Below are 26,284 nucleotides of genomic sequence, written 5' to 3'. Positions count from 1 at the left end.
CCGTTCAGACCAGGCCGATAACGGGCGTATCGACGACACGCAGGCGCAACCGGGCAGACAGCCGCGCGATCCGCGTATCGCCGCGCGGCATGGTGTCGGACGCACCGATCGCGGCGAGCAGGTCGAGCCCGGCATCGATATCGTTCGCAGGCAGGGCAAGGTGCCGCACCAGATCGTCAGCCGTGGTGGCGTTGGGCGCTATGCTGCCCAGCGCGCCGACAATCCGTGCAGCGGCGGGGGCGGCGGGATCGAGGAGGAAGGCGTCGAGCGCGCGTTGGCCTCGCATGGTCACCTGGTTCCCTCTGGTCGGCGCGACCTCGCGCAGGGTGTCAAGATCGAGCAGGGTCCGGCTTTCATCGGCATCAAGATCGGCGGCAGCGACTAGATCAGGCGTGCGCCCGATATGGGGGGTGATCGTGGGATCGATCTTCGCCAGCACCGGGATCGCCGCGAGCGCGGGGCCAAAGGCGAAGAATTCGCCGGGCGGAAGCTGGCGCAGCAGCGCCGCCTGATCGCTGCCGAACCCGAGAAGATCGGCAGCGCGCGCAACATCGCGGTCGAAGACATTGAGGCCGATCAGATGATTGTGCAGTTCGGAAACCACCGAACTTGCGAGCTTGGCGAGACGCTGGGTCGCGATGATCGTACCGATCCCGCGCTTGCGACCCCGCGCGCACATATCCGTCAAGGTGGCGACGCCCAGACGGCGGGTCTCCGCGTCGCGGGCCGAGGCTGCCATATGTGGCGCGAGCAGATGCGCCTCGTCGATACATACCAGCACGGTGTGAGCCCAATGTTCGCGCGGCGTCGAAAGCAGGCCCGCAAAGAAGGCCGCCGCTTTCTCGATGCGATGATCGGGCTCCAGATCGGTAAGGTCGAGATGGAGGGCGATACGATGCTGCCGCGTTCGCAGCGCGAGCGCTGTGAGACCATCATTGGCATATTCGCGTGCGATGACCGTCGTTGCGCCGATATGGGTAGCAAGGTTGGCGAACTCGCCTTCCGGGTCGACAATGATGGTCGTGAGATAGTCGAAGGCTTCTTCGATGATCCGGCGCAGCGTCTGGCTTTTGCCCGCACCCGAAGATCCCTGAATCAGACAGCGCCCCGACATCAGCTTGCCGAGATCCAGTTCGAGCGGACCCGTTGAAGAGCGGCCGAGCGGGACTTTCGTGTCACGGGTGAAATCATGGTTGGCGATGGTCATCTGATGTCCTTCTTCACCCGGCGTCGCGCAGAGCGGCCGGAGATGCTGGTCGAGGAAATGGGCTTGACGCGATAAGTGGCTGGCGGCCTGGCGATCAGGGATGCTTGTGCTGCGATCCCTCGATCGACTGTTCGGAGAGCGTGGTGTCCTTTTCACAGGCCTCGCAAAAAGCTGCGTCGAACACAGCGCCGAGCGCCCAGTCCTGGGCATCATCGTCCCAGCGCGCCCAGGCATCGCGCATCACCTCGGCGCTGCCACATGCAGAACAGCGGATCGTGATCCTGGCAGCGGGGTTTGCGGCATTGACCGATTTCCCCGCGTCGCCCGTTGCCTCCCCCTGCCCTGCTGCGAAGACCGGGAACCGATCGGAAGGCGGTTCATCACGGTCGAAGCTCAGCCAATTCGCTCCAGCCTTGCGGGCGTCCGACAGCAAAGCCCAGAATTCGGGCGAAAGCCCATCGGGGCGATCGGGCCAGTCATCGATGAAGCCAAGATGGACCCAGAAGCCATATTGGTGGGCCTCGATCGACAAGATCGGATGATCGACGATGATCCGGCCGCTCCTTCGCGGCGCGTACTGGATCAGCCGGTCGATGGCGTCATTCTCGGCGCGGGGAAGGTGCGCTGTCGAACAGGCGCAGACGGGGAAGCGGCGCATGGCCGGTCTCCTTGATTGGGTTGGGACAGGGGCGACAGGCGCGGCGAGCAAACTCAGGCGCCCGTTCAATTCGGCAAGAAATCGACCGTGATGGCACCGCGCTCGGCGTGAATGACGATCTTGCGATCGAGCGGGATCAGCCAGCTCAGATTATCCCATGCGCTCATGTTGATGGCTTCCAGGGTGGCAGCGTCCTCCCCAAGGAGGATATGCGTAGCGTGCTGCCGCGCCTCGCGTTCGAAGGATCGCGACTGGGTGTCCCAGCTGTCGCAGTCGCCATCATCAGCCCCACAGAAGATCGTCGCATAGATCATGCGGCTCAGTCTGTCCGGGGTGATACCATCATCGCGCGTGGCCAGGATGATGGCCCCCTCAATATCCCAACCGCCATTGCGGCAGACGAGCGCCGGGATTTCGATGGAATGGACGCTGTGTGGCGCGTTCGTGCGACCGGTTTCACAAACCGTCAGCTCGATGACGATCCGGTCGACCAGGCCACAAGCGAAATCGGCGGGGAGACACATGTCGTCGTCATAGCGATGCACGGAGCCTTCCTGGTCGATGCGCAGGGAAATATCCCTGATCACCGGGAGCGTGTCATACCAGGCGTAGCCTTGCAGCGCGTCTTCCGCCTCGACGAGTTGCACATCCTCAATGGGCGGTTTGCCCCGCGCCAGCGCAAGCGCCTGCGCGATATCGGGTTCCAGGGCGGGGACAACGAGCATTGCGCCTTCAGGAGCGATCATGCGGCTGCTTCGCCCATGACAATCGTCGGCGGTCTGCGGCCGCCAGATCGCCAGCCCTGAGCGCGCCTGCGGCAGCGTGACGCCCAGCTCGCACGCCCGCTGCCAGGCGGTAAAAGGCAGCCGGTGGTCTGGCCGGGTAGCGATGGCTCTGAATATGATCCGCTCAGCCGCTTCGAGAAGCGCCTTCAACGCCGCGTTGTCGATAACCTCCTTGCGCGCCGGCAGAACCATATCAATTTTCGGCGCATCCATAATATCGATCCGGACCGTCCAGAGACTGCCGCTATCCTTTTCTTCCCGCACCGTCGGCAAGGCGCATTTGACGCGGTGCCCGTGAAAATTGATGCGTTGGTCTCTTGGCCAATCAGGATCCCGGTCATAGACACCGATACGGCAGCCGCAGGCGTTTTCGACAAACATGGCGTCCTTGAGGAAGTCTTCGCGGGGCAGCAGCGCCCCGTTCAAAGTGACCGGCAAGGGATAGTGACGGGCTGCATCGGCGACGACCGCAGACAAGCCTTGCTTCCAGTCGGGCGGCAGTTCGATCGAGATCAGCGTGCCCCAACCGATCATGGCCGGGGCGATGGCAAGCGGCACGCCGCTGTCCCATGCATGCGCCGGGATCTCGACTTTCCAGGCCGTGGCGGCAGAGGGGGAGAAGGACTGGATTTCGACCGCGCGGCCGGCAAGGCTGAACATGCCCATGCCGGCCGGGTCTTCGCTGCGGGCAATGTCATCGCTCCAGCCCGAATGGCCCAACATCAGCAGGGCGGCTGGATCGTCGATGCCGCAGCCATCATCGCGGATGTGCAGAAGGTATCGGCCGTCCTGTTCGGTCGGATCGACCGTGATGCAGGTGGCGCCGGCGCGTCTGGCATTCTGGAACATCTCATGAAGGCAGTCCCGGCTGTCGCCTGAAAAAAGGCGTGAAGCGCGGCGGATCGCGTCCGGACTGACGGCACTATGGATCGTTGGGGGAAGGGGCATGGCGGTCTCCTTGGGTTCTCCGGACTGGAACCCATCATCCCCTCCCCTCTTCCTCCCCTCCATTTGTCGTCAAAAGGCATGGTGCCCGTTGCGGCCCATGTGCAAGCTGCTGTTGCGGCAGCGGTCCCCGGCTGCGAAGAACGAGGAATGCCTCAGGATATAGATTCGCAACTGACCGCCTTGCTCCGGCGCCTGCCGGACTGGATGCGCCGGGACATCGCCGCCACCGATCTGGCACGGCGCGAACGGGCCGAGGAGGCACTGCACGCCATGCTGCTTGCCCTGATCCAGGGAACAGCAGGGTCGGTATCAGGGCAGGACGGCTGATGGCTGCCTCCAGGCAGGGCAGTCGCGGTTCGGGCAAGATGACGTCCGAAGCGATCGCGGCGCTGGGAGCCGGTCGCCTTGCCCGGCTTGTTCTCGCCCAGGCCGAGCGTGACGCCGTCTTCGCCCGCGCCGTCCGCATGGAACTGGCGGCCAAGCACGATGGCGTCGCGCTGGCCCACGAGATCGACAAGCGACTGAATACCATCCGGCGTTCGCGCGGGTTCGTCGAATGGGACAAGGCCCCTGCACTCGCGCGCGAACTCGATCAGTTACGCGAAGCGATCATGGGGCCGCTGGCCGAACACTCTCTGAGCCAGACGATCGATAGCATGCGGCTGTTCCTGAGCCTTGCCGAGCCGGTGTTCGAAAGGTCGGACGACAGCAGCGGGTCGCTTGGCGAGATATTCCGGCAGGGCGGTGAGGATCTTGGCCGACTATGGTGCCAGGCGGACATGTCCGATGTCGAACTGCTGGCAGGTAACATTCTGATGCTTGTCGAGGGCGACGGTTATGGCGTCTTCGACGATCTGCCGGAAGCGGCTTCTCCAGCCTTGGGGCAGAAAGGCCGCGCAGCCTTGCGCGCGATGCTGCTTGAGCGGCAGGCGGCCAAGACAGGGAATGACCGGCGACAGTTCGACTATAAGGTCGGCTGGCTGCTACCCAAACTCGCCGATCTCGACGGCGATGTGGACGCCTATATTGCAACTGTCGATCCCGATCGTCGCAACCCCGTACTCAATGCGCAGGTGGCCGCCCGATTGATCGCACATGGTCGTGCGGCAGAAGCCCTTGACTGGATCGACGCACCGCTTGAGCGCAGCCATAACGAGCGCGAGCTTGCCGATCTCAAATTACGGGCCTTTGAGGCGCTCGGCCGCAGGGACGATGTACAGGCGCAGCGCAAGGCGATCTTCGACCGCTGGCTCGACGGGCAGGTACTGCGCAACTGGCTCAGGGCTTTGCCCGATTTCGAGGATGTCGCTGCGGAGAGGCAAGCCCTCGATCAGGCCATGACCTATGATCGAGCGACATCGGCACTGGAATTCCTCATTGCCTGGCCCGATCTCAAGCGCGCGGGCAGGCTGACCAGGGAAAGGCTCGAAGGTCTGGAAGCCCGGGCCTATGACATTCTGCGTCCTGCCGCCGAGGCATTGTCTCAGGCCGATCCGGGTGGGGCCACCTTGCTCTATCGCCGACTGGTGACTGGCGTACTCGACCGGGCGAGTTCGAAATATTACCCCTATGCCGCGCGGGACTTTGCAGCCGCGACGGATTTGGCCGACCGTATCGCAGGCGATGTCGATGTCGTACCGCATGAGGACTGGCTGGCCGATCTTCGCAAGGTGCATGGACGCAAGATCGGCTTCTGGAATCAAGTCGCGGGGAAATTCGGATAATCGCGGAGAAGCCGGGGCGGCCAAATTGGAAACCTCCCTACCAATGGTGGAGCGGCAGTCCGTCGACGTCACCGCCGTCACAGTCGAAGAGCAGGAACTGGAAGCCGCGCGCGCGGCCGAAGGCGATGAGGCGCAGGAGGTCCTGCGGCAATTGCGCACGGCGGTCATCATCAATGGCGCGCGTCGGCACGAACCAGCCATAGACCGAAGCCGCGATGTCGATCGGTCGATCACTGGGCGGCCAGGACGCCCAGTGATCGAGGCATGAGGCGGTATGGACCGTGAGATGGGCGGTCGACAGCACGCAATAGCGACCCTGCTCGATCGATCCGGCGACGAGCGCGCGCTGATGTGCGACGGGCGCAATACGCATGCGATCCTTCGTGCAGCTTTCCGACGGATGACATTCGAAATAGCTTGATATCGCTTCGGTGTCGGACAGGTTATTCGGGTCGCGCGCGTCGTCAATCTCGCTCCAATATTCACGGCAATAAGCAGCGATTTCCACGTCGAGCGCCGTCGCGTCGACCGCGACGTGGATATTCATTCCATGCCGATGTTCAATCACGGCAGTGTGGACCTCTATCGCCAGATAGTCCTCATGGCTGGTCCCGATTGCGGGTTGGAGGGTTGCGTCATATCCTATAGGTGGAAACGACGTCGATCTGACGTACCGAACGGGCGCAGTTGCGCGAATGACCGGAAGGCGCGGATCTGACCAGTCGATCGTGTCGGCAATCCAACGGGGCACGAAATCCCAGTCGAACGACAACGGATATTCGCCTTCTACTGTACGCCATGCGGACTCCACCGCATCGACCCAGCCTACCACGATTAGACGCAGCGCCGCCGTGCCGAGCGTATCGACGCATGTGCGCAAGGCGAGCGCCAGACTGCTTGCATCGGGAGTGGTCTCTGGCCGATCGCGCAGTTCGAGGACGGCTTCCCAAAGACAAGCAGCGGTTTCGAGATGGGATAATGTGTAGCGGGTCATGGAGATGGCTCCAGGGGGAGGTGGCACGGCGCCCACGGTTCGGACAGCGGCTGGATCGGCACACCCATCACAGGATTTCGGCTTGGAAGAGATGTCATCGAGATTGATTGCAGAGCATGATCAGGCCGTGCGGACGGTAGCGGTTCGGCTGAGGTCGGGAATGCGCGCATCGTCATAGACACTGTTTACCGACATCTGCAGCGCCTGTTGCTCCGCAGCAAACCAGGTGGATGCAGGAACAGTGTAGGTCTCGGTGGCATAGTATTCGCCGCCGCTGAAGAAGGCGATGTCGACGATAAATTGCGGCAGGGGCGGGGACGAATGGGCGCGCATGGCGGCATCCTTTCATGACAATGGCCACCCCGGCGCTTGACCGGGATGGCGAGGAAGAAGGTGGAGAAGGCATGAGAGCGGCGGCGCCGGGCCTCAAAGCGCCTGTTCGAGCAGCTTTCTGGCCTTGTTTTCCAGGTCGAGGCGGCTGTCCTGATGCGGCTTCGATCGGGCCAGCGCCGTTATACCCTGGACGAAATCATAGATGGATTCCGGTGGACGGCCTTCCTCGGCCAGCACGGTCTGGATGATCTTTGCGGTCTCGGCCTTGGAAAAGCCGCGTTTGCGCAGGAAGGGTTCGCGCTCTTCCTCCTTGCGCGCGACGATCCGCTCGCGAGCGGCCTTGATGCCGGAGATGAAATGCGACGGCGAGGAGTTTGCGAAATGCTCGAGCGCGGGCGCGGCCTGATGGGCAAAACGGGCGCCGGCGAATTTCGAGTGGCGGATATTGACCTCCTCGAAATCCTCGACACCCCACAGACAGCGGTTGGCACACACGCCGCGCAGATAGAAAGTCGCGATCCCGAGTGTTTTAGAGCCGACCTCACTGTTCCAGGCGTAGAACCCTGGAAAATAAAGGTCGGGATCGCCATTTGGGAGCTTGCCAGCCTCGATAGGGTGCGTGTCGTCCACGAGGAACAGGAAAATGTCCCGGTCCGATGCGTAGAGCGTGGTCGTCTCCCTGGTGATATCGACATGCGGGTTGTAGGTCATGCTGCCCCAGTCGATGGTTCCAGGCACCTTCCAGCGCGTGTCGCCGACGCCATCGCCGGCAAAGGCCATCACCGCCTGGACCAGTTCCCAGTCGAAGATCCTGCCATATTCCGACCCGGTCGCCGCCCGCAATTCGGTGCGACCATTCTCGGTCTGGAGCAGTTTGACCTGCTCGCCACGGTGGTTGATCAACCCATGCTGCAGGTTGATGCCGGCAAGCGCGGCAGGAAGCTGGCGCAGATAAGAGGCCGGGGCACCGACGAGACTTGCTACCTGGCCGAAAGACCAGTTGGTGGGGGCAAGCGGTCGATCATCGCCAGGCGCCACCAGCATCAGTCGCTCTGGATTGTCGCTTTTCGCCTCGACCCGGATCGACCGGCTTTCAACGATTCGCGTGGTCGCACGGTCCGCGCGGCCGCGCACGGCATCATAGAGACTGGTCAGCGAGAGATATTTCTCATCGTCGGGACGGGAGAACCACTCGGACGATACGCGGCTGCTCATGCGTCCGCGCGAGACATCGATCCGATAGGGCGCCGTGACGCGGGGGCTTTCGTTCATGGGGGCAAGGGTCGCCATGGAAATCGTCTCCTTGAGATGCAGAGCGACAGGCGCTTCACCGCCCCTGTCACATCCCCGCCCCTCACCTCCCCTTCCCTTCGCGTGCCGCGATATCGGTTTCACGAGACCCCGACCGGCGGCGGCAGGTACGACGGCGACTTGTATGTTTTACAAATTGGCGTATATGTTCAACGAAAGGAGGCCGTGATGGCGACGAAGCACGAGGATCATCTGTCCCAGCGACATGGAGCGGTCGTGGCCGCTGCCAAGGCGGCGGGTTTGCTGTCGGGCACGAACAGCGCGGTCGGCGCCCGCGTGCCACGCGAACTCATCGATCGCGCCAAGATGCGCAGCGGCATCGCCTCGACCACAGATCTCGTCGAATATGCGCTCGCAAAAGTGGCGCTCGAAGATGATTTTGGAGCCAGGCTTGTGCGCCGAAAGGGCACGATCCCTGCGGATATTGCGCTTGGGATTTGATCGTAAGGCCTCCTTGCGCAGGATCAGGCCGCAGCGATCTGGCGCCAGGCTGTCGCGACGGCCCGAAAAGGAATTGCCGCTGGTTCACAAGGCCGCTGTCATAGGCCGCGAACTTCTGCTCGACACGTGCGTCTATATTGACGTGCTTCAGGGTAAGACACCGGTTGAAGTAGACTGTTTGCTGGAAAACCGGATCGTCAATCATTCCTGCGTGGCGCTTGCCGAAATGACCCATTTGATGGGCGCGCTCGATCCTGCCGACAAGCGCACGGCGTCGGTCCTCAAGACGCTGGGACGGACCATCGACGATATCCCGGAGCATCGCCTCAGCGCGCCCTCCTCCCGCATGTTCGGAGAGGCCGGTATGCTGGCAGGCATGGTCACACGGCTTTGCGGCCAACCCCATTCGATCGCCCTGCTCAACGATGCGCTGCTGTTTCTGCAGGCTGCGGCGACCGGCTGTGACCTGCTGACCGGCAACCGGCGCGATTTCGATTTTTTCGATCAGATCATTCCTGGGACGGGCGTCATCCTGTATTGACCCGTCACATAGGCACGGGAAACCGACCATGATCTCGACCGCCAGGATCGGTCAGGCAACATGCCAGCAGCACCAGCGTTCAGCCGCCTGCCGTGGACTGAGCAGGCCATGATTGCCGGCGCACCATGAACGAAAAGAAGGATCGAGCGCGAGTCCCGGATCGGCGAGCCGGTCGATGACGTCCTGCATGTAGCGATCGACTGGAGCGATGGCGGCCCCGGCTCGAACGTGAGCGACCGCAGCCTGAAGCTGCGTCACCATTTTCTCGGCTTCATCGATCGAAATATCCTCGACGGCGCGCATGCCGCCGCGCGGTCCGCAAATGGCCAATGTTATGATTGCCGTGCCAGACGGAATCCGGCCCAGAGCGTCGATATGGACATGTCGGGACATGCCAATCTCCTATGATGTGAGGCGCGAGAATGTCAGAAGAGGCTCAACTGTCGCGGCATCGATCGCTGCGATGCCCCTGGTTCGTGCGATGGCGGAACGGCGCCTTGCGATGGTGATGTCGCGGCGGTGACGGTGGTCGCGCGTTGGGCGGTCTCAGCCACGGGTTCATGACGTTGGCGAAGGGAGAGCCGAGCGGTCCATCCCCCCAATATATGCGCCGGGGTGAACCAATTGTCCTGCATCTCGCCTGATAGGGAGTTTCCGACCATGAGATGTGCTGGAATATGAAGCAATGAGAGTTGAACATAGGCCATGTGGATCGCACGCGGATCGATATCGATCGCCGTCACATGAAGGTGCCGCTGATAGTTATGCCCGATATCGCGCATGGCCTCGGCAAGCGCGATCACCATAGATCCAGCGCCGCATGCGGGCTCCATGGCGGTCACGAAGCCGTGCTGCGCGATCATCGCTTCCACATTTTCGCGACTCCCCAGAGTGGCCTGCGCCATGCAGCGGCTGAGCGCATAGGGTGTGAAATATTGCCCGCGCGCCTTGCTGTGAAGGTCAAGCTCGTGGAACAGGCTGCCGAGCACGTCGCCAGGCCCGGCCTCGAGAGCCCGGACCAGTTCGGCGAGAAGTTGCGGGAACAATTCGAGGATTTCGCGCGGGTAGCGCCCGACAATATCCAGATAACGAGCCTCGCGCGGTGCGCGAGCGCGCAGGTCGATACTGTTCGCCATGGCGATCGCGATCGCCTCCATACAGTCACCAAAGACGGTATAGAGGTCATAGCGCGGCTGGCTACGGCGCAAGAGCGCCGCCATGGCTTTGACATGCGGCTTGTGCATGAATGCCTCCGCAATTGACGATGAGATGGAACGGCGCCGAAAGGCCGAACAGCGACGGGCTTTCTTCTCAAGCCCTGTTTGCGTCCGACCGGCGTTTCGGCGGAGAGGAAATGGCGCTCAGGAAGCCCTTAGCCATTCGTAGAGAAGATGATCGTCAGGACCATATTGCGAGCCGATGGCGATCCGGATCAGACGGCCGTCGCAGGCGAAGGCAGAGGCCCTGGGAAAGGACAGGTAGGAACGACCTTCGAGGATCAGGTCGCCCGAGCGCACTTTGGTGATGTCGCGGGTCGTACCAAGCAGTCGATGACCAGACGGTGCGTCCAGAAGCTTCAGCCGATCACCTGCTTTTACGCGCTTCTTGAACGCCGCTAATGATAGGACCGTATCGACGGGATTGCGGATACCCTGACGTTTTGCCAATGCCGCCCAATAGGCCTGGCCGATGCGCGCTTCGCTGTAGAAACTGCATGACCAGAAATCCTGCACGGGATTGGTCCGCGTAAAGCCGAACCGTTCCATCTGATCGCGCACCTCGCCAATAAAAGCGTCCTGCGCTTCACGGCGGGTGAGGTCGTCAGGTGTATCGAGGATTTCCGCGATGACCTTGCGTCCGCCCGCAAATGTCTCGGTGCGGATCGCAAAGCTGGTGCCGGTAAAATGCTGGGCGAGATGGCGTTCAATCCGGGAGGCGAGCGATGGCAACGCTTCGCCAGCGCTGTATAGGTCGCCTTCATAATGGAAATTGCCGCGTTCGTCATGGTCGGTCTGGCTATACAGGCGCGCGGACGCGCCCGGCGCGTTAGCGTCGGTCATGATGTCATCCTTATGGCTCGATCAGATTTGGAGGGGCGGGTGCGTCAGGCCGACGGCACTTCCTTTGAAGGAGGCACGCTGTGGTCGGCCTCAGTTCGGGCAAGAGCCCAGTCGAGATAGCCAAGACGCGTGTCGCCGTTGGCGACTTCGGTCTGCCAATCGGCCGAGGGATATTGTGGATAGTCGATCCATGGATCAGGCGGTTCCACCGGTGGCGTCACTGCAGATCGGCCCAACCGACGCGCCAGTTCCTCCTGGGTGCTGGCAAATTCGACATGATCGGCAAATATCGCGCACCATCCTCCGCCAAAGGCGTCGCGACGTGGGCGCGAACAGCCATAGCTCCAGTCGAACCCGACAGGCGCGGTTTGCAAGCTCTCCTGGCAACAGCGTCGGATGAGTTCTGCAATCGGACCAGGCTGGAAGTCGGTCGTGCCATAAATGGCGACAATGCACTCGGCTGCTCCCGCAATCTCGATCTCAGCCCCGAAATGCGGGAAGTCCGGATCATCGAAGATTTCAAGCAAGCCGTTGAACGGATTAGCGAGATCGGTCGGCATGAAGGCGGCGAGGAATTCAGCGCTCGGTTCCCCCGGGGCAAAATCACCCAATAGATCGGACGCGTGCTGCCACGCCTCCTCGATCAGCGCGCTTTCACGGGCCGTGCAGGTGAACGCAAAGGAAGCTTGAACATAATGGTCAGCCATGGACCGGCTCCATCATTGCTTCATCGATCTGTTCTTCATCGATGAGCACCAGCGGCGGCGGGTTCTGGCGTGCAAGCTGATAGTCATTTTCGATTGCCGCGATGCTTCCCAGTTCTCGAATGCGTTCGATCGAGAAGATCTGCTGGTCATCTTCGGTCGTCAGATAGTGTCGTGGTTCGCCATGGCCCTTGTAAATGACGCGGACAGAGGGGAAGCTTCCCGCATATCCGCCTGACCATCGGACGTAGGGAAGGCCAAGACGTCGACAGCATGATTCGATTCTCCCGAAGCATCCATTGGCCACTTCGTGATCCATCAAGGTGAGAGGGTTATTTGCGGGAATATTGGCGGGATCGAAGGGCGTTCCGTCCCAATCGACAGCCGCATTGTCGTTGCCGATCGCCTGAACGAGAACGGAATATTGCGCGCGGGAGAGCACACCGCCTATCATGATATGCGCGGACACACGGTCGGCCATGACATGCCTTTCGTAGTTACTGGACTCCAGTCGGTCTCTCCATCCTCACCCCCTCCCCTTTACCGGACCGTATGACCGTCACTCATTCCCGTCTTGCATGAGCTGCAGATTCCCGCTTAGCTACAGCGCAGTTCCAGTCCGGCGATAACCGGCATCCTCCATTCGTTTCTCAACCAGGAGTCCTTTCGTGGCCGATACCGAGCAGCCTGATTTCACCGCAATGACGGTGCAGTTACTGAGCGCCTATTTCTCCAACAATCAGGTTCCGGCGGGCGACATCGCCGGCATCATCGAAGCGACCCGCGGCGCGCTCGAACGGAAGGCCGACGTGGAAGTGCCAGCGGCACCCGAGCATGTTCCTGCTGTATCGATCCGCAAGAGCCTTGGCTCACGCGAACACATCATCAGCATGCTTGATGGAAAACCGTACAAGACCCTCAAGCGGCATCTGGCAGTCAACGGGCTGACACCCGCCGAATATCGCGAGCGCTATAATCTTCCCAAGGATTATCCCATGGTCGCGCCTGCCTATTCGGAACAGCGGCGCGCCGTCGCGGAAAAGCTCGGCCTTGGACGGCGGGTTGGCGCGAAAGCACAGGATGCAGCTCCGGTGGTGGAAGCATCACCCGTTGTAGAGACGGCACCAGTTGTCGAAGTCGCGCCGGTAAGTACAACTGAGGCAAACCCCAAGCGCGGCCGTGGCAAGTCGGCCGCTGCCAAACCCAGCGTTCAAGCAGAAATCGTATCGTCCGAACCAAAGCCTGAACCTGCGACTGTACCCGCAAAAGCGGAGGCCGCGGCAATAAAGCCTGCCAGGAAGAAGCTGGGCGTACAAACCGCACCGCGAACTGCGAAGGCCCCGACAGCATCCGTGAAGGAGCCTTTGGAACCCGCAGTAGCAGAGCCCGCAAAGGCCAAACCTGCCAAGCCAGCCAACGGGAAAAGGACAGTTGGAAAGACCGCAACGCCAACAGCTGCGGCATCCACGAAGCCGAAAGGTGCAGGGCGGCGGGTATCCGGTGTAAAGCAGAAGAAAGCGCCTGTTCCAGCACCGACATCTACGGAATAATGGTCACCGACGAGATATGGGTTTATCCAACCCATATCTCGTCTGACCGCTGACCTTGCGAGCATCATCGGTCGCGCGATGGGGCGCACCGCGGCGAAGACTAGCTCCGCTCTGCCATAATCCTGGCAAGGATGTCGCCCGCACGGTCAGGAGGCAGGAAAATCCTGGTCTTGAAGGCGACGACCTCACTGAACGCTCCGCAAGCCTTCAACCAGGTCCGATCCTCGGGTCGATAGTCTCGTATTTCGAGGCGTGCACTGTCGTTGACATGAACCCGGGCAAGTCTGGCCGGACCAAGACCTGGGATCGATACTCCGCCCACCGAACGCGCACCATCGATGATTTCGTCGGGACCAAGAGCTGTCGCGCCATCGAGGCCGAATTCACTTTGAATCCGTTCCACGGCTGCTGGATGGATGATGCGACCCAGGATTGAACCGCCAGCGCCATCGTCGATCCGCCAGACGCGCACGTCATCTTCCGGCAATTTATGCCATATGGGCAGCAGCAGCCCGGTTGCCATGGTGATCGTTTCGACCATGAGATTTTTCATCGCTTCGGCCACTTCCCGCTCCCAAAAGACCTGGAAAGCATCGGGCTCGATCTCGCTCCAATGGCTGGCTTTTAGGGCCGCTCTATCCATGCGTAGCTGACCGCTGGGACGAATGAGATAGCAGCGTTCGATCCATTTGCCATCGTCGTCCTGTCCCGGCCATGTCGGCATGCGCAGTGCGACCCGGCCGGACCGGGCATTGCGGAGCCAGGCAGTATTGTCCGTGTTCTTGCAAATAAGCTGCAACGCAGCCCAGTTGGTAATCGGTGGCCGCCGGTGCAGTTCCAGACGCAAAAGCCGTGTCTCGGCGCCGATTACAGGATCGGTGCGCAGCAGACTGTCGGAAAGCAGAACCACTTTCTCGGCGCGGATGGTTTCAATGCCCAGGTCAAGCGTGCCGGCAGCGCGCGCAGCTTCGACGCGGTCCTCGACCAACCCCAGAAACTCCTCGAATATGCTGTTCTGCGTTGCGATCCGCAGTGCCAATATGCGGTTGAGCCAGCGATGAATGGGCGGCAAACGTTCCAGAAGTTCCCCGCCTTCGTCGCAAAGCTCGAGGCCCGTCATCTCCTGGAAATCAGCGAGCGAGACGCTGCGGAGTTTGCCCTCATAGAGGAGATGGAACCATTGAACGAGCGCATCGTGGGCATAGTCGGATTCCAGATTGTCGGAAGGATCGAACAGGTTTTGCGATCCGGTCTGGCGTTGCCCCCTGGTCAATGCGCCCAACGCTTCCAGACCGCAGATGATGGTGCTGAGGAAGCGCCGCTCCCCCCGGCAATCGGTGGTGAGCGGGCGATAGACGGGCGGCGTCAGCTGGTTCGTCCGATGGCTACGACCAAAGCCCTGTACCGCCGAGAGGATGCGGAACCCAAGTTCCAGCAGAAAATGCGCGCGGCGCCTGTGCGCGCTGGCACAGTTCCGATCGGAATGCATGGATCGTCCGGTACTCCCGGCCAGGGAAAAGGCGGCGATGTGCTTGCGGCCATCCTGAAAGGCCTGAACCTCGAACAGATTGGCCCGAGCGCTGCGCCGCTCAACCTTTTGTCGTCCGTTGATGTCGGGCACGATACGCCGCGAGCGCCCCGTAATCTCGGCGACCTGGTCGGTTCCGAAATGCGCGATAAGTGCGTCAAGCGCGGTCGGAATCGCGGGCAGTGCGCACAGCTCCTCGATCAATTCGTCGCGTGCGGCGATCGCCTGGCGGGAAAGCACCGGATTGCCCTCAGCATCGACCATCGGTTCAGCACGCATCGCGCCATCGTCGGCTCGAAAGACCCGCATCTGACGCACAGGAAAGCCGTTTTTCAAATAGTCGATCAAGGTTTCCTTTGGAGAAACCTCAATGTCCATCGTCGCCCGTTCCTGGGCGGAAAGTTCGGATAGACGCCGATCCATCATGGCCTCGCCCGTGCTGGCGAGTTGCACCAGCACTACATTGTCCGACGCCAGCTCCTGCTCGATCGCGTTGATGAGCGAGGGCATTTTCATGCTGACAAGAAGGCTGGAAAAGAAGCGCAATTTCGCAGATTCAAAGGTGCTCAGAGCTGACCCGCGCGCCCGAGCGTTCTGGGTCTTGCCCGACATTCTATCGACGATGCCGATCTCGGCCAGCACGTCGTGCAATCCGCGATGAATGATGCTCCAGCTATCTGCGTAGGCATCGTAGATCGAAATCTGATCTGGCGTCAGCGCATGTTCCAACGGCTCATATTCGACGCCCGCAAAGCTCAACGCCCGGGCCGTGTAGAGGCCCATAGCCTTGAGATCCCGGCACACGACCTCAAGGGCTGCGATACCACCCTCTTCCATCGCCTTCATGAACATGTCGCGCGTGGCAAAGGCAGTGCCCGGTCCCCAGAGCCCCAGGCGAACAGCATAGGAGAGATTGTCCGGCCTGGCCGCGCCGGTCGCGGACATGTAGAGAATGCGAGCGCGCGGAAGCGCATTTTGCAATCGAACGCCGGCAAGCCCCTGTTCCGAGCCTTGCGCTTTGCCAAAATCCGTCTCGGTCCCGCCTGCGTGCGCCATCGCGTGAGACTCGTCGAAGACGATTACGCCGACGAAATCCTCGCCAGTCCAGTCCAGTAGTTGTTGCAGGCGGGAGGCTGTATCGTGGCGCGCGGAGCGCAAGGCGGCGTAAGTGAGGAAGATAATGCCGCTTTCCATCGTGATCGACGTACCCAGGGGAAAGTTTGAAATCGGCTGAATATCGATGGCAAGCCCGCCCAGCGCCGTCCAGTCGCGGCGGGCGTCCTCGATGAGGTCGGCCATGGAAATCCAGATCGCGCGGCGATTGGCCCGGTTCCATTGATCAAGGATGATGCCCGCCGCCTCGCGACCCTTGCCCACACCAGTACCGTCAGCGATGAAAAAGCCGGTCCGATAGGCTTTGCCTTCCCTGTCCTCGATCAGGCGATCGCCGGCGAGGTTAGATGAAAAGCGGCCGACAAGATCGCGCGTATGCGCTTCCCCGGCATAAATGACGGTTTCAAGCTGCGCCTCTGACAGCGCCTTGGCCGCGCGGTCCTGGAGCAGGGGTTGATAGCGCGGCACCGGCAGGGACACCGAGGCCATGGCAATGGATTCGACAAGAACATCGGGATGCCCGGAGGCAGCATCGATGGAGATCCGTGCGGGCCGCCAGGCAGAATAGATGCCCACGGTCTCGCCGGGAGCAAGCGGCGCCTCCCGAACCACATATGTGATTGGCCGCGCGTCCTTTGCCACCGCTGCAACGCGCGACGGCGGCGCAAGCCTTTGCCCGCTCATATGCGCAAAGAGGTTTCCTCGCGCGACATTAGTGGCTGGTCGCGAAGGCAAAAGACCAACGGCGGGCGGCGCAAGGAAAGGTGGAGGCTGCAGGGGATCCAGCCGATCAGGGATGGCGAGGACGAGGTCCAGTGCTGCCTCGATGTCGCGGGCGACGTGACGCTCCGGCACGCCGATCCATCCCTTGTCGAAGATCAGCAGACGCACATCGATCCCCGTTCCATGTTTGGCATAGGGGCTGCCCGATATGGCGATTTCGATGCGGGGCGGCACAAGCTCCGCGACTAGATTGTAGCCAAGCGCGGCCGAACCTTCTGGCGAGAAGCTTGTCGGCATGATGGCGACGCATCGCCCGCTTTGTGCGAGAGATGCAAGCGCGCCGCGCAGGTGGCGCGCGCCGGCATGGCGATCGATCCCGCGGCCAACGCTCCGACTGAAGGGAGGATTGATCAGCACCAGCGTGGGAATCTGCTCGGTGGTCAGCATATCCTGAATATGTTCGGCATCATGGCGTGTCACGATCTCGCCCAAGCTTCGGGACAGCAGGTCGGCGCGGGCGGGATCATGCTCGTTAAGCAGCAGCCGCGCGCCTGCGCGTGCGCCATGGACCGCCAGCATGCCGGTGCCGGCCGAGGGCTCGAGCAGGATATCGTCCGAACGACAGCGTGCCGCCATGGCTGCGAGCCAGGCGAGGCTGAGGGGCGTGCTGAACTGCTGGAGCTCGACCTGCTTTTCCGAGCGGTAGGTCTGCGTGGGCAATCCGCGCTCAAATTGCCGCAGTCGTTGGAAGATGTCGGCAGGTGTTCCTGCCAGAAGCGCGCATTGCGGATCGGCGAGGTGCAGGACCTGCGCGGTTTCCAGCGCATCATATGCATCGCGCATCGACCATGCACCGCCGGCATCATCTTCGCCGAACGCCTGGGCCATCATGCGCTTGAGTGACTGGCGATTGACCATGCCGCCATTGCGCAGGCGGTGGGCAAGAGACTGGGCAACCTCGAACAGGCGTGCGGGCGCGTCGTGGGTTTGCGACAAAGCGAGTTGGGGCAAGGTCATGGGCACCTCATGCGAGAATAGGACAATCCGGCTTTCCCTTTCCCGCTCTCCTTCATTCCGGCCCCTGACTGTTCAGGACGGATAGATCAGACCCGGTGACGGGGGATCGGCTCGAGGCTATGGAAGAGCATGGCTATTCCACTCGACTATCTCGGCGAACTCGATCGGCTGCTGCTTGATCAGGGCGAGGATTGCATGCTGCTGTCGCAGCTCGACGGCTTCCTCACCGGAATCCTCGTCAGCCCCGATCTGCTTGCACCCAGCCAATGGCTGAAGAAGATCTGGGCTGGTGATGACGGCACGGGCATGCTGCAGTTTAGTGAAATGGGCGATTTCCAGCATTTCACAGACCTCATCATGCACCATTATCACGTCATCCTGGCCTGCCTGGGTCAGCCGGGCAGCTTCGAACCGGTGTTCGAAATCGACACGCGAACGGACGAGACATTGTGGGAGATGTGGATCGAGGGTTTCGGACAGGCAATGGATCTCGCCCTTTCGGGCTGGCAGCGTGTCCTCAATGACGATGATCCCGGTTGCCGCGCCGCGATCGAGGGTATTCGCGAACTTCGCGCGTTTGCCGATGGGACGAAAAAGCTGACTCTCACTGCGGAAGACCAATGGGATCGGGAAGCACCTGACCTGATCCCGATCTGGATCGAGATGCTGCACCAGTGGCGGATTGAAAATGACCCCTACCGACCGGTCACCATCAAGCGCGAAAAGACGGGGCGTAACGATCCATGTCCCTGCGGGTCGGATACCAAGTACAAGAAGTGCTGCGGCTTGAACTAAATGATCGCGGACAACTGCGGGCGCGGCATGACCGTCAGATGGGTCTTCCTCTGCGCGCTTCCAAACCCGTCAACCCGATGAAGTTAAACGGCGATCGACATCCGCCCCGACTGAAATCGTCTCCGACAAAAGCAGCAGACACGTTCGCTCTTTCACGTGCCGACCGCAATCATCCGGGCATGCCCTCATCGCCATAAAGTAAAGTCCTGGCTATTTGCCGCATTGGGGCCAGTTGTCGTCTTGGCTGTGGCGGCCAAGCGCATCTCTTCCAGCAAAACGAGGCGGCTGGCCCTGTCAGTAGGCATATTGACCGGAACAAGACGGACAGCAGCGTGCCCCTCACGGGTCAGGATGATTTCTTCCCCCGCTTCCGAGCGCCGAACAAAGGTCGATGAGTTGGCCTGCCGCATCAGATATGGAAATATGCATGGGCCATTATCCCTGGCGATTAAGAGCAGCGGCTCATTTTAGACCGTTGCACAGTTCCATCCAAGGCCGAAACCGGGGGCGGTGACTAAGCCCTGCCCCCGGCCATGTTCAGGCGGCTTGCGCGAAGCTTTGGTCGCCTTCGTTGCCACCTTCCTTGTTCACCATGTCCGCCAGGTCGTGCCCGCTATTGTCGGGCGAGGTCGGCTCTTCGCCGTTTTCCGGGGCAGCGAACCGCATTTCGTCGGGTAGCCAGAGGAGCGCCCGTTCCTGGATTTCGGGCTCGATGATGACATCGCCACCAAATAGCCGCTCGGCCGACGCGGCCAGATCGTGCTTCTTCGACCCGGAATAACGCATGCGAAGTTCCAGTCCGCCAATCTTTTCGAACAAGGCGAGGATGCCTGGCTTGGTCAGCTTGTCGAAGTAGGTGAGCGCCGTCGGCCGCCACCAGGCCGCGACATCGATCCCGAGCTTGCGGCCCAGATGATCGAGAAAGCCTGCCTCGCGTCGTCCGGCAGGAACGGCATGAAGCGTGCGCGCGATCGCCCATCCGAGCCAGGCCGCACGTGCATCGTCGGGCAGCGCACAGAAGGCATCATAACGATCTGGAACGGCCTGGTGGTGGAGCCAGCTCCGATCGAGTGCCTCGTCGAGCTTCGTCCATTCACCCGCCGCCGCCGTTTCCGGCTTGAAGTCGGGCAAGAGACGGGAAGGCACCGAAGCCCGCAGATCGCTCGGCATGTCGAAGGACGCCAGGCGGGATTCACGATCGACCATGATGAAGGTGCCCAGATCTAGCGCGAATGCGGGATCACTGGCGACGTGGACCGCAAGAAGTTCAGTCTTCATCATCGCCAACATTTCGCGAAGGCGCTGGCTCATCACCGGGCGAGCGTCATCGGCGGTATCGTTCTCCTGCGTTTCAACGCTGGCATTATCGTCGCCCTCGTCGCCGTCATCATCGGCCTCGCCGCTCTCTTCATCAGACACCGGCGCGACATAGAGTTGATGATGGATTTGCGGCGTGCCGTCTTGGCCGAGCACCACATAGCCAAGAGCGGTCGCTTTCTGCTCAGGATCGATCACAACCTCGCGCTCAATGATCGCCGTGAGTTCCGCCTGGAGGGCAGCATAGCGCTGTTCCTCATCCTCTTCCGGCTCATAGGCCTCGTTTTCGGCAAGCAGTTCAATCTCGGCAATCTCCTCCTCAATCTCCTGTTTACGCGCTTCCTGCTCCTGCGTGAGCGGTTCGGCCACGCCGGTCAGCGGCTGCAGCGCATAGGTCTCCATATAGGGGATTCGCGCGCCGGTGACGATGCGCACTTCCCCCAGGCCTTCGCGCTCACGCATTGCCTCGGCCTGCGCGGCGAGTTTCGTCTCCGCCAGATCATCGAGAATATGGGTGTCGATCCAGCGCTCGTCGGCTGCAGTGGAGAACAGGTCCGCGTCCTCGACACGGCCACCTGCCGCGATATAGGAATCCCGCCCGACCAGCAGGGCCTTTGGGTCGGTTGCGCGATAGCTGTAGCCATTGAGCGCCCGTCGGATTTCATTCACATTGTCGCGGGAATAGCTGCCTCTCAGCGATTCCCATATCGCCGTTTGACGGGCGGTGTCCGCGGTCGTCGCATAGGCCTTGGCCACATCGAGCGTGATTTCGTCAGCCTCGAGCGCATCGAAGATCGGCTGGGCGAGGTTCGCGAGACGCAAGCGCCCGACGACAAAGCGTTCCTCGATGCCGAAGCGCTTGGCGATCTCCGCCGTGCTGCGGCCCTCGACCTCGATCAGATCGCGAAATGCCAGACAATCTTCGGCAGGCGACATCTGCAGCCGGTCATAATTTTCAGCAAGGCTGATTTCGCGGCCGTCCTTCGCTTTGGCAAGAACAAGGACGGGGACATCATAATCGGCAGGCAGCGTTCCCTTCTCGATCAGGCGATGGATCGCATCAAGGCGGCGGCCACCGGCCGTGATGCGATAATGACCTTTCTTACGGGAGACCGGCACGCCAACGAGATTCTGGATGAGCCCATGTCCGGCGATGCTGGCTTCGAGTTCAGCGTCAGCGCGCGGATCAGTCCGCTTGCGCACATTGACGGGCGACTTGGTGAGATGGGTTGCCGGGATGAGGATGGATGGTTTGGTCATGCAACAAACTCCGCAAAAGCCGCGGCCCGCACATCGAACCGCGCATTCGCCACCCTCCCCCTCTCCTTTCGTTTGCGCCGTTTTGAGGCGTGACGGCAGGGTGCCGTGCCGCTAGACACGGCAGCTGCATAATTTCAGGAGGACGTTTATGAACAATTCCGAGCTGGCTGAAGCGCTCAGCGCCGATCATGGACTGACCAAGGCTGATGCACGCAAACTCGTCGATGCCCTGTTTGGGGTCATTGCCGACGCAGCGGCCAAAGGGGACGAGATTTCCCTGAACGGCTTCGGCAAGTTCAAGGTCAAGGACGTCGCGGCACGCGAGGGCCGCAATCCGGCGACCGGCGAAACTATCGCGATCAAGGCGTCCAAGAAGCTGACGTTCACGCCCGCCAAGGCGATCAAGGACCGTCTTAACGGCTGACCTATATCGCTGCTCTGCTGCCAACAGGTGCAGGGCAGCGGAGCCGCATCATGGTAATCAGGCAGCGCGTGACTGCCCTTCCAGTACATCCGCCCAATCATTATTGGGCGGCGGCGGCCACGCGCTGATGATCTCAAGGCCAGGACGCTCATAGGCGAGGCGCGCATTTTTGTTGGCTTTCCATCCAGCCTCATCCCGGTCGAACAGCAGAACGAGGCGTTCGAGACTGTCGGGTAGCAGGATATGGCCGGCCCGTTCTGTCCCGAGGATCGCCCATACCGGGATCTTGTGCAGTTGCATCGCCGCCAGCGCGGTCTCGATGCCTTCGGCGAGGCCGAGCACCGAAGCGGGAGGCATGAGTTGTACCGCGCCGCGCCCCGGACGTCCGAGCATCATGCGGGGATCGGCCAAATCCTTTGCCTTGGTGGCGGTTGCGGCATCAAGAAAGGTGCGGTGGACGGCAACGATCTGCCGCCGCTCCCGTACGGCGGCAATCATGGCGGGCCGGAACAGCGCGCGGTTGCCTCGTCCCAGCGGCGTTCGTAGATGATAGCGCAGATCATGCCAGGGCGGCGTGAGCAGGCGCCCAGACAGGTAGCTTTGCGCAGGCGTGCCCACGAGGGCTGCGGAGGCGTTCCATATGCGTAGGGCTGGCCCTGCACCCGCGTGAGGCGAGGGCACGTTGCGCGACAAATCGGAAATGTGGCGGTCCGCAAAAGGCAGGCGTAAATGCCGGATTGCTCGCAGGACGTCTCTCGTGTCGCAACCGGCAAAGCATTTAAAGAGCAGCGCGCGCCTGCCAACACGGATAGAGAGGCTTGGATTATGGTCATCATGGGCCGGACACAGGCACAGGCCGCGATCTTGCTGCCATGTTCCGCCCAGCTTCTTGCAGAGGGTTGCGCCTTCAAATTCCAGTTTGAGAGATTTCATCGTCATAGTCTCGCCTAGGTTCATTTCCCCTCTCAGCCTCCCCTCCAGTGCGATCGATCCTTTTGCACTTGCGAACCAGGCGGACTTCCGAATTGATTGGGTCTCGAGCGTTATCAGGAATCAGACGGGATGATGCTGTTCGATCTCTTCATAATCGAGCAGCAGAATTTGGATGAAGTACTGAGGCAATTTTTGCCCAATGCCGCCGATACGAGACAAGCGGGTGTCTATCGCAGGACCATCGAAATGTTGGGTGATGATCTACTTGATCGCATTCTCCATCCCCGTGATCGCATGCGAATTTTCATCAGGTTGTCGGGCCGGACGCGGGCAGAAATGGCCAAGGTGATGCATAGTCTTGCGACACCGCTGCTTGAATGAGTGCCCAGATGACCTGCCCCCCGTCAGTCCCTCGATCATAACGAGGCTCTTGCGGTTAAATACGATGGCCCCTGCGGCTGCACAAGCGCGTCGGGCGTGATGCTCTCGTCTTGCTCGAACGCCCGGCGCGTTTGTGCAGGCGTCCGATTTCCCAACGACGAGTGGGACCGAACATTGTTGTAATCGTAGCGCCAGATGGCCAGCTTCCGGCGGGCATCGGCCAGGCTGTCAAACAACTCCTCGCTGAGCAGTTCATCGTGCAGCGAGCCGTTGCAGCACTCGATGAACCCATTCTGCTGAGGCTTGCCCAGGTCGATGTTATGCCACTCGACCTTATTCTTGCCAGCCCATTCCAGGATCGCCCGACTGGTGAACTCGGTTCCGTTATCGCTGACAATGTAAGCCGGTTTGCCATAGAGCCGTACCAGCGTATCGAGTTCACGCGCCACTTGGGCACCCGAGATGCTGGTGTGGCCGACCAAGCATAGTTTCTCCCGGCGGGAGTCGACCAAAGCCAGTCGTTCACTCCACCGCCTGTGAACGTCCAGTATTGCCGGAAGCTGACGATCGCACGGGTCAAGCGCGCGATCGTCAACGCGCCTTATTTCGATTGACCGGTTGGCCGGCCACCAATTCCGAAAGCGCATTCAGTAGATGCTATCACTCGCGCAAACAGGGTCCGAAGGCTTCAGGCAGGAGCACGGACATGATCTGCAACCGCTAGCGATGGCGCACCCACTGCGCTACAACAGCCCCGATGTACGCGTAAGTAATTGTTTGGCGTTAAACGAAGGGCAATACCAGTTGCAGACCGAACGATCGTCTTTCCGGTTCGGTGAGTTCGAATTGATCCCGGATCGTCAGGCGCTGCTGCACCGCGGAGAACCTATCAGCCTGGGCGGACGGGCGTTCGACATTTTGACGCTACTCGTTCGCCGCGCTGGCGAAATAGTCAGCAAAGCCGAACTGTTCGCTCACGTCTGGCCCGGCTATCTGGTGCATGAGCATAATCTGAAGGTGAACGTCGGCAATCTGCGGCGCGCTCTGGCGGCTTGCGATCCGGCAACCGACTACGTCGCCACAATCGCGGGCCGGGGCTATAAATTCGTCGCAGCATTGGACTCGGCCAAAGAGATACACTTGGCACCTTCAGCCGGACCTGACGGGCCGCGCCTGTCGCCTCCACCCAGCGCGCCTCACCTCTACGGGCGCGAAGATGCGATTCACCAAATTGCCGAGCGCATGCGGCAGAATGGCTATGTCACGATCGTCGGTCCCGGAGGCGCGGGCAAAACATCGATCGCGGTCACTGCCGCACAGTATTGCCGGACCGCCGGTCAGCCTGTCGCCTTCGTCGATCTGTCGACCCTTAACAGCGCCCAGTTCGTGATTCCGGCGATGGCGGCGGCGCTCGGTATTTCACTGGGCATCGACGACCCGATCGCCGGTGTCATCGCTCTGCTGCGTGCCGAGCGTCCGATCCTTATTATTGACAATTGCGAGCATGTGATCGCCACGACAGCAGCCCTGCTGGAGCGGATTTCCCACGCTGTGCCCGATGCCCAGATCGTCGCAACAAGTCGTGAGCCACTGCGCACCCGGCACGAACAGGTGCTTCACCTGGCCAAACTCGGTTTTCCCGAACCAGGCACGGCCACGAGCTTTGAGGAGGCTTTGCAGTATCCTGCCGTTCGCCTGTTCCTTGCCAAGGCAGGGCGCGCCGAGGATGCGGACCTCGATCCTGCCTATGTGCAAGCCGTGGCGGCAATCTGCGCGCGGCTCGATGGACTCGCTTTGGCGATCGAACTCGCTGCAGGGACTGCAGGTGGCTTCGACGCCGATGCGCTGACAGACCTTTTCCGGGACGGCTTTGGCGCGATGCACCGCGGGCCGCGTGATACTCCGCTGCGACACCAGACACTCGAGGCCGCGCTGGACTGGAGTTACCGCCTTTTGCCGGAACACGAAGCGGTGCTCCTGGAACTGCTGTCGGTGTTTGCCGGCCGGTTCAGCGCTGAGGACGCGGAAAGCATTTATGCCGCAGGCGGGCTCGATTCGATGGCGGGGCGTGACGGGCTCGGCCAGTTAGTCGCCAAGTCCTTGGTTTCCGCGGACGTGATTGCGGGCACGCTGCGCTATCGCCTCGTCGAAAGCACCTGGATTTACGCCTCGCAGCGTTTGCTGGGATCACACCATATCGATGTGGCGAAACGACTGTTCGCGGCCCGTGTCCTGGCTCGTATGCAGCAGGCGGAACGCGAATGGTCCTACCAGAGCTCCCGCGAATGGCTGGGTCGGTACGGAGAGCAGATGGATGATCTGCGCGCTGCGATCCGCTGGGCCTTCGGTCCTGGTGGCGACGCGCGCATCGGCATCGACCTGGTCGCCGCCGCGCTGCCGCTGTGGCAGGAACTGTCGGCTTTCCAGGAGATGCTGGCCGCGATCGAGCAGGCCCTGGTGTCTGGCGGCGACGGCGACCTGTCGCTGCGGAGTCGTGCCCGAATGCTTATGGCGCAGGCCTGGGCCATGACACTTGCCAGTCAAGTACATCCACGGACGGGTGAGGTCTGGCGCGAAAGCATTAGGTGTGCCGACGCCGCGCGGGACGGTGATCTTGCCCTCCAAGCCGTATGCGGCGAGGCCGTCTACCTCGCCTATTCCGGCCGGCCGATGAAGGCGCTGCGCAGCATGCTGGACTTTGCCAAGTCGGCTGATGTCGATTGGACGAAGGCGCCGGGCGGAATGAGATTTCTCGCGCACGACGAAATCTATATCGGGCGCCTGGCTTCGGCGGACTCCCGCTTGCAGTTCCTGCAGCAAGCCTGGGGAGAGGCAGGAGACGAGCAAGGCCTGTCGCGCTTCCAGGTCGACCTGCCCGTCGCGATCGACCTGTCCTCGTCACTTCTCGCTTGGCTGCAAGGCCGTAGCGCGGCATCGGCCGAACTCGCAGATCGCGCCGTCGCGAGGGCGAGCAGCCTCGACCACATGATTTCACTTGGCAACGCCATCTGCCTGGCGGGGCTGCCGACAGCCTTCCTTGATGGACAGTTGGCGCGGGCCGAAGATCTACAACGCAGGCTGGCCGAGGTGGCACGGCGCGAGAGCGTCGGCATCTACGAGGGAACTGCGCGCTTCTTCGCTGGGGCAATCGCGGCGGCGCGAGGTCACGGCGATGGGCTGGAGACGATGGCAAACAGTATCGATGCGCTGTGGGCTAGCGGATGGCGCTTGCGCACGAGTCTCTATCGCAGCCTCCTCGCCGAGGCTTGGCTGCGCGCTGGCGACTGCGAGCGCGCGGCGCGGGCTCTGCGACCCGTCCTCGAATGGCGTGATGTCCGCCAGGAACGCTGGTCGCACCGAGAACTGTGGCGCGTCGCGGCGCTTATCGCGGCCCAATCAGGGAAAAGGGACGTCGCCGGGCGGTACTTTCGCCGGGGCTTTTCCCGGTCTGCGTCCATGGGAACCGCGGCGTTTACCCGTCGGATCGAAGCATCGATTGCGGAGTCAGGGATCCGACCTGATTAATCTTCAAAGTCC

25 protein-coding genes and 1 pseudogene are annotated in these 26,284 nt (G+C 61.5%); 10 read left to right on the top strand and 16 right to left on the bottom strand.

The window, feature by feature from the left end:
* Positions 1-4 precede the first annotated feature (4 nt).
* The 3 genes from HHL08_RS20250 to HHL08_RS20240 form a co-directional block, all read right to left on the bottom strand.
* Entirely contained in the window at positions 5-1,207 is a 1,203-nt protein-coding gene (locus tag HHL08_RS20250; protein ID WP_051520058.1) for an ATP-binding protein, read from the bottom strand.
* A 94-nt stretch (positions 1,208-1,301) separates the two neighbouring features.
* On the bottom strand, positions 1,302-1,865 hold the full coding sequence (locus HHL08_RS20245; RefSeq protein WP_235955188.1) for a DUF5983 family protein: 564 nt from the start codon (positions 1,863-1,865) through the stop codon (positions 1,302-1,304).
* 65 nt (positions 1,866-1,930) lie between these two features.
* The gene (locus tag HHL08_RS20240) at positions 1,931-3,316 is read right to left on the bottom strand and encodes an ATP-binding protein (protein ID WP_235955187.1); all 1,386 of its coding nucleotides are present in this window, start codon (positions 3,314-3,316) and stop codon (positions 1,931-1,933) included.
* Positions 3,317-3,361: 45 nt separating this feature from the next.
* On the opposite strand from HHL08_RS20240, the gene HHL08_RS25750 reads away from it, so the two are divergent.
* The 3 genes from HHL08_RS25750 to HHL08_RS20230 all read left to right on the top strand — a co-directional run bounded on the left by HHL08_RS25750 (position 3,362) and on the right by HHL08_RS20230 (position 5,322).
* Positions 3,362-3,529, top strand: a complete 168-nt coding sequence (locus tag HHL08_RS25750; protein WP_235955186.1) for a hypothetical protein — start codon at positions 3,362-3,364, stop codon at positions 3,527-3,529.
* Between the two features lie 216 nt (positions 3,530-3,745).
* Complete coding sequence (locus HHL08_RS20235) at positions 3,746-3,925, top strand: hypothetical protein (protein WP_169574820.1); 180 nt, start codon at positions 3,746-3,748, stop codon at positions 3,923-3,925.
* A complete protein-coding gene (locus tag HHL08_RS20230) occupies positions 3,925-5,322 on the top strand; it encodes a DUF6880 family protein (RefSeq protein ID WP_169574819.1) in 1,398 nt (465 codons plus the stop codon). The genes HHL08_RS20235 and HHL08_RS20230 overlap by 1 nt, the downstream gene beginning before the upstream one ends.
* Positions 5,323-5,359: 37 nt before the next feature.
* Here the strand turns inward: HHL08_RS20230 and HHL08_RS20225 are convergent, their stop codons facing one another.
* From HHL08_RS20225 to HHL08_RS20215, 3 genes are all read right to left on the bottom strand, one after another.
* A complete protein-coding gene (locus HHL08_RS20225; protein WP_169574818.1) occupies positions 5,360-6,316 on the bottom strand; it encodes a DUF5983 family protein in 957 nt (318 codons plus the stop codon).
* Positions 6,317-6,436: 120 nt separating this feature from the next.
* Complete coding sequence (locus tag HHL08_RS20220) at positions 6,437-6,649, bottom strand: hypothetical protein (protein WP_169574817.1); 213 nt, start codon at positions 6,647-6,649, stop codon at positions 6,437-6,439.
* 93 nt (positions 6,650-6,742) lie between these two features.
* Entirely contained in the window at positions 6,743-7,939 is a 1,197-nt protein-coding gene (locus HHL08_RS20215; RefSeq protein WP_169574816.1) for a DUF932 domain-containing protein, read from the bottom strand.
* Positions 7,940-8,176: 237 nt separating this feature from the next.
* Here HHL08_RS20215 and HHL08_RS20210 point away from each other — a divergent pair, with 237 nt between their 5' ends.
* Together HHL08_RS20210 and HHL08_RS20205 are read left to right on the top strand one after the other, a co-directional pair.
* Positions 8,177-8,401, top strand: a complete 225-nt coding sequence (locus HHL08_RS20210) for a hypothetical protein (RefSeq protein WP_328804706.1) — start codon at positions 8,177-8,179, stop codon at positions 8,399-8,401.
* Between the two features lie 226 nt (positions 8,402-8,627).
* A complete protein-coding gene (locus HHL08_RS20205; RefSeq protein WP_235955185.1) occupies positions 8,628-8,942 on the top strand; it encodes a hypothetical protein in 315 nt (104 codons plus the stop codon).
* A gap of 51 nt (positions 8,943-8,993) precedes the next feature.
* On the opposite strand, the gene HHL08_RS20200 is transcribed toward HHL08_RS20205, so the two are convergent.
* The 5 genes from HHL08_RS20200 to HHL08_RS20180 form a co-directional block, all read right to left on the bottom strand.
* Positions 8,994-9,335: a hypothetical protein gene (locus tag HHL08_RS20200; protein ID WP_169574814.1), complete on the bottom strand. Its 342-nt coding sequence runs from the start codon at positions 9,333-9,335 to the stop codon at positions 8,994-8,996.
* Positions 9,336-9,367: 32 nt separating this feature from the next.
* Entirely contained in the window at positions 9,368-10,186 is an 819-nt protein-coding gene (locus HHL08_RS20195) for an N-6 DNA methylase (RefSeq protein ID WP_169574813.1), read from the bottom strand.
* Positions 10,187-10,303: 117 nt separating this feature from the next.
* Positions 10,304-11,002 carry a hypothetical protein gene (locus HHL08_RS20190; protein ID WP_169574812.1) on the bottom strand — a complete coding sequence of 233 codons (699 nt, stop codon included), beginning with the start codon at positions 11,000-11,002 and terminating at the stop codon, positions 10,304-10,306.
* Between the two features lie 44 nt (positions 11,003-11,046).
* Positions 11,047-11,709: a hypothetical protein gene (locus HHL08_RS20185; RefSeq protein WP_169574811.1), complete on the bottom strand. Its 663-nt coding sequence runs from the start codon at positions 11,707-11,709 to the stop codon at positions 11,047-11,049.
* Entirely contained in the window at positions 11,702-12,187 is a 486-nt protein-coding gene (locus tag HHL08_RS20180; RefSeq protein WP_169574810.1) for a hypothetical protein, read from the bottom strand. Before HHL08_RS20180 ends, HHL08_RS20185 begins: the two co-directional genes overlap by 8 nt.
* Positions 12,188-12,374: 187 nt before the next feature.
* On the opposite strand from HHL08_RS20180, the gene HHL08_RS20175 reads away from it, so the two are divergent.
* Positions 12,375-13,256 (top strand): MucR family transcriptional regulator, encoded by an 882-nt coding sequence (locus HHL08_RS20175; RefSeq protein ID WP_169574809.1) that lies wholly within the window; start codon positions 12,375-12,377, stop codon positions 13,254-13,256.
* 100 nt (positions 13,257-13,356) lie between these two features.
* Here HHL08_RS20175 and HHL08_RS20170 read toward each other — a convergent pair whose 3' ends face one another.
* On the bottom strand, positions 13,357-17,637 hold the full coding sequence (locus HHL08_RS20170) for a strawberry notch-like NTP hydrolase domain-containing protein (RefSeq protein ID WP_169574808.1): 4,281 nt from the start codon (positions 17,635-17,637) through the stop codon (positions 13,357-13,359).
* A 129-nt stretch (positions 17,638-17,766) separates the two neighbouring features.
* Here HHL08_RS20170 and HHL08_RS20165 point away from each other — a divergent pair, with 129 nt between their 5' ends.
* A complete protein-coding gene (locus HHL08_RS20165; RefSeq protein WP_169574807.1) occupies positions 17,767-18,432 on the top strand; it encodes a UPF0149 family protein in 666 nt (221 codons plus the stop codon).
* 185 nt (positions 18,433-18,617) lie between these two features.
* Here HHL08_RS20165 and HHL08_RS20160 read toward each other — a convergent pair whose 3' ends face one another.
* Together HHL08_RS20160 and HHL08_RS20155 are read right to left on the bottom strand one after the other, a co-directional pair.
* Positions 18,618-18,842 (bottom strand): type II toxin-antitoxin system Phd/YefM family antitoxin, encoded by a 225-nt coding sequence (locus HHL08_RS20160; protein WP_235955184.1) that lies wholly within the window; start codon positions 18,840-18,842, stop codon positions 18,618-18,620.
* A 127-nt stretch (positions 18,843-18,969) separates the two neighbouring features.
* The gene (locus tag HHL08_RS20155) at positions 18,970-21,009 is read right to left on the bottom strand and encodes a ParB/RepB/Spo0J family partition protein (RefSeq protein ID WP_169574806.1); all 2,040 of its coding nucleotides are present in this window, start codon (positions 21,007-21,009) and stop codon (positions 18,970-18,972) included.
* Positions 21,010-21,157: 148 nt separating this feature from the next.
* Between HHL08_RS20155 and HHL08_RS20150 the strand changes: the two genes are divergently transcribed.
* Complete coding sequence (locus HHL08_RS20150) at positions 21,158-21,433, top strand: HU family DNA-binding protein (RefSeq protein ID WP_169574805.1); 276 nt, start codon at positions 21,158-21,160, stop codon at positions 21,431-21,433.
* Positions 21,434-21,490: 57 nt separating this feature from the next.
* On the opposite strand, the gene HHL08_RS26390 is transcribed toward HHL08_RS20150, so the two are convergent.
* Positions 21,491-22,366, bottom strand: coding sequence for a DUF7146 domain-containing protein (locus tag HHL08_RS26390; RefSeq protein WP_456242932.1), 876 nt, complete (start codon positions 22,364-22,366; stop codon positions 21,491-21,493).
* A gap of 129 nt (positions 22,367-22,495) precedes the next feature.
* Here HHL08_RS26390 and HHL08_RS20140 point away from each other — a divergent pair, with 129 nt between their 5' ends.
* A complete protein-coding gene (locus HHL08_RS20140) occupies positions 22,496-22,747 on the top strand; it encodes a hypothetical protein (protein WP_169574803.1) in 252 nt (83 codons plus the stop codon).
* A 35-nt stretch (positions 22,748-22,782) separates the two neighbouring features.
* Here the strand turns inward: HHL08_RS20140 and HHL08_RS20135 are convergent.
* Positions 22,783-23,265 (bottom strand): annotated as a pseudogene (locus tag HHL08_RS20135) (integrase core domain-containing protein); the annotation flags it as partial.
* Positions 23,266-23,551: 286 nt separating this feature from the next.
* Here HHL08_RS20135 and HHL08_RS20130 point away from each other — a divergent pair.
* A complete protein-coding gene (locus HHL08_RS20130) occupies positions 23,552-26,272 on the top strand; it encodes an ATP-binding protein (protein WP_206378003.1) in 2,721 nt (906 codons plus the stop codon).
* Positions 26,273-26,284: the final 12 nt, after the last annotated feature.

Source organism: Sphingobium psychrophilum (genome assembly GCF_012927105.1).
Lineage (GTDB): Bacteria > Pseudomonadota > Alphaproteobacteria > Sphingomonadales > Sphingomonadaceae > Sphingobium > Sphingobium psychrophilum.
The sequence above is the reverse complement of the archived record's forward strand: the minus strand, read 5'-3'. Positions and strand labels throughout refer to the sequence as shown.

Bases quoted from the DNA above. Each gene is read 5' to 3' on its own strand.
- HHL08_RS20245 (WP_235955188.1), bottom strand. From the start codon at position 1,865: ATGCGCCGCTTCCCCGTCTGCGCCTGTTCGACAGCGCACCTTCCCCGC.
- HHL08_RS20200 (WP_169574814.1), bottom strand. From the start codon at position 9,335: ATGTCCCGACATGTCCATATCGACGCTCTGGGCCGGATTCCGTCTGGC.
- HHL08_RS20170 (WP_169574808.1), bottom strand. From the start codon at position 17,637: ATGACCTTGCCCCAACTCGCTTTGTCGCAAACCCACGACGCGCCCGCA.
- HHL08_RS26390 (WP_456242932.1), bottom strand. From the start codon at position 22,366: ATGAAATCTCTCAAACTGGAATTTGAAGGCGCAACCCTCTGCAAGAAG.
- HHL08_RS20205 (WP_235955185.1), top strand. From the start codon at position 8,628: ATGACCCATTTGATGGGCGCGCTCGATCCTGCCGACAAGCGCACGGCG.
- HHL08_RS20240 (WP_235955187.1), bottom strand. From the start codon at position 3,316: ATGGGCATGTTCAGCCTTGCCGGCCGCGCGGTCGAAATCCAGTCCTTC.
- HHL08_RS20195 (WP_169574813.1), bottom strand. From the start codon at position 10,186: ATGCACAAGCCGCATGTCAAAGCCATGGCGGCGCTCTTGCGCCGTAGC.
- HHL08_RS20220 (WP_169574817.1), bottom strand. From the start codon at position 6,649: ATGCGCGCCCATTCGTCCCCGCCCCTGCCGCAATTTATCGTCGACATC.
- HHL08_RS20230 (WP_169574819.1), top strand. From the start codon at position 3,925: ATGGCTGCCTCCAGGCAGGGCAGTCGCGGTTCGGGCAAGATGACGTCC.
- HHL08_RS25750 (WP_235955186.1), top strand. From the start codon at position 3,362: ATGGCCCAACATCAGCAGGGCGGCTGGATCGTCGATGCCGCAGCCATC.
- HHL08_RS20190 (WP_169574812.1), bottom strand. From the start codon at position 11,002: ATGACCGACGCTAACGCGCCGGGCGCGTCCGCGCGCCTGTATAGCCAG.
- HHL08_RS20225 (WP_169574818.1), bottom strand. From the start codon at position 6,316: ATGACCCGCTACACATTATCCCATCTCGAAACCGCTGCTTGTCTTTGG.
- HHL08_RS20215 (WP_169574816.1), bottom strand. From the start codon at position 7,939: ATGGCGACCCTTGCCCCCATGAACGAAAGCCCCCGCGTCACGGCGCCC.
- HHL08_RS20150 (WP_169574805.1), top strand. From the start codon at position 21,158: ATGAACAATTCCGAGCTGGCTGAAGCGCTCAGCGCCGATCATGGACTG.
- HHL08_RS20160 (WP_235955184.1), bottom strand. From the start codon at position 18,842: ATGCGGCAGGCCAACTCATCGACCTTTGTTCGGCGCTCGGAAGCGGGG.
- HHL08_RS20140 (WP_169574803.1), top strand. From the start codon at position 22,496: ATGATGCTGTTCGATCTCTTCATAATCGAGCAGCAGAATTTGGATGAA.
- HHL08_RS20180 (WP_169574810.1), bottom strand. From the start codon at position 12,187: ATGGCCGACCGTGTGTCCGCGCATATCATGATAGGCGGTGTGCTCTCC.
- HHL08_RS20185 (WP_169574811.1), bottom strand. From the start codon at position 11,709: ATGGCTGACCATTATGTTCAAGCTTCCTTTGCGTTCACCTGCACGGCC.
- HHL08_RS20155 (WP_169574806.1), bottom strand. From the start codon at position 21,009: ATGACCAAACCATCCATCCTCATCCCGGCAACCCATCTCACCAAGTCG.
- HHL08_RS20165 (WP_169574807.1), top strand. From the start codon at position 17,767: ATGGCTATTCCACTCGACTATCTCGGCGAACTCGATCGGCTGCTGCTT.
- HHL08_RS20250 (WP_051520058.1), bottom strand. From the start codon at position 1,207: ATGACCATCGCCAACCATGATTTCACCCGTGACACGAAAGTCCCGCTC.
- HHL08_RS20235 (WP_169574820.1), top strand. From the start codon at position 3,746: ATGCCTCAGGATATAGATTCGCAACTGACCGCCTTGCTCCGGCGCCTG.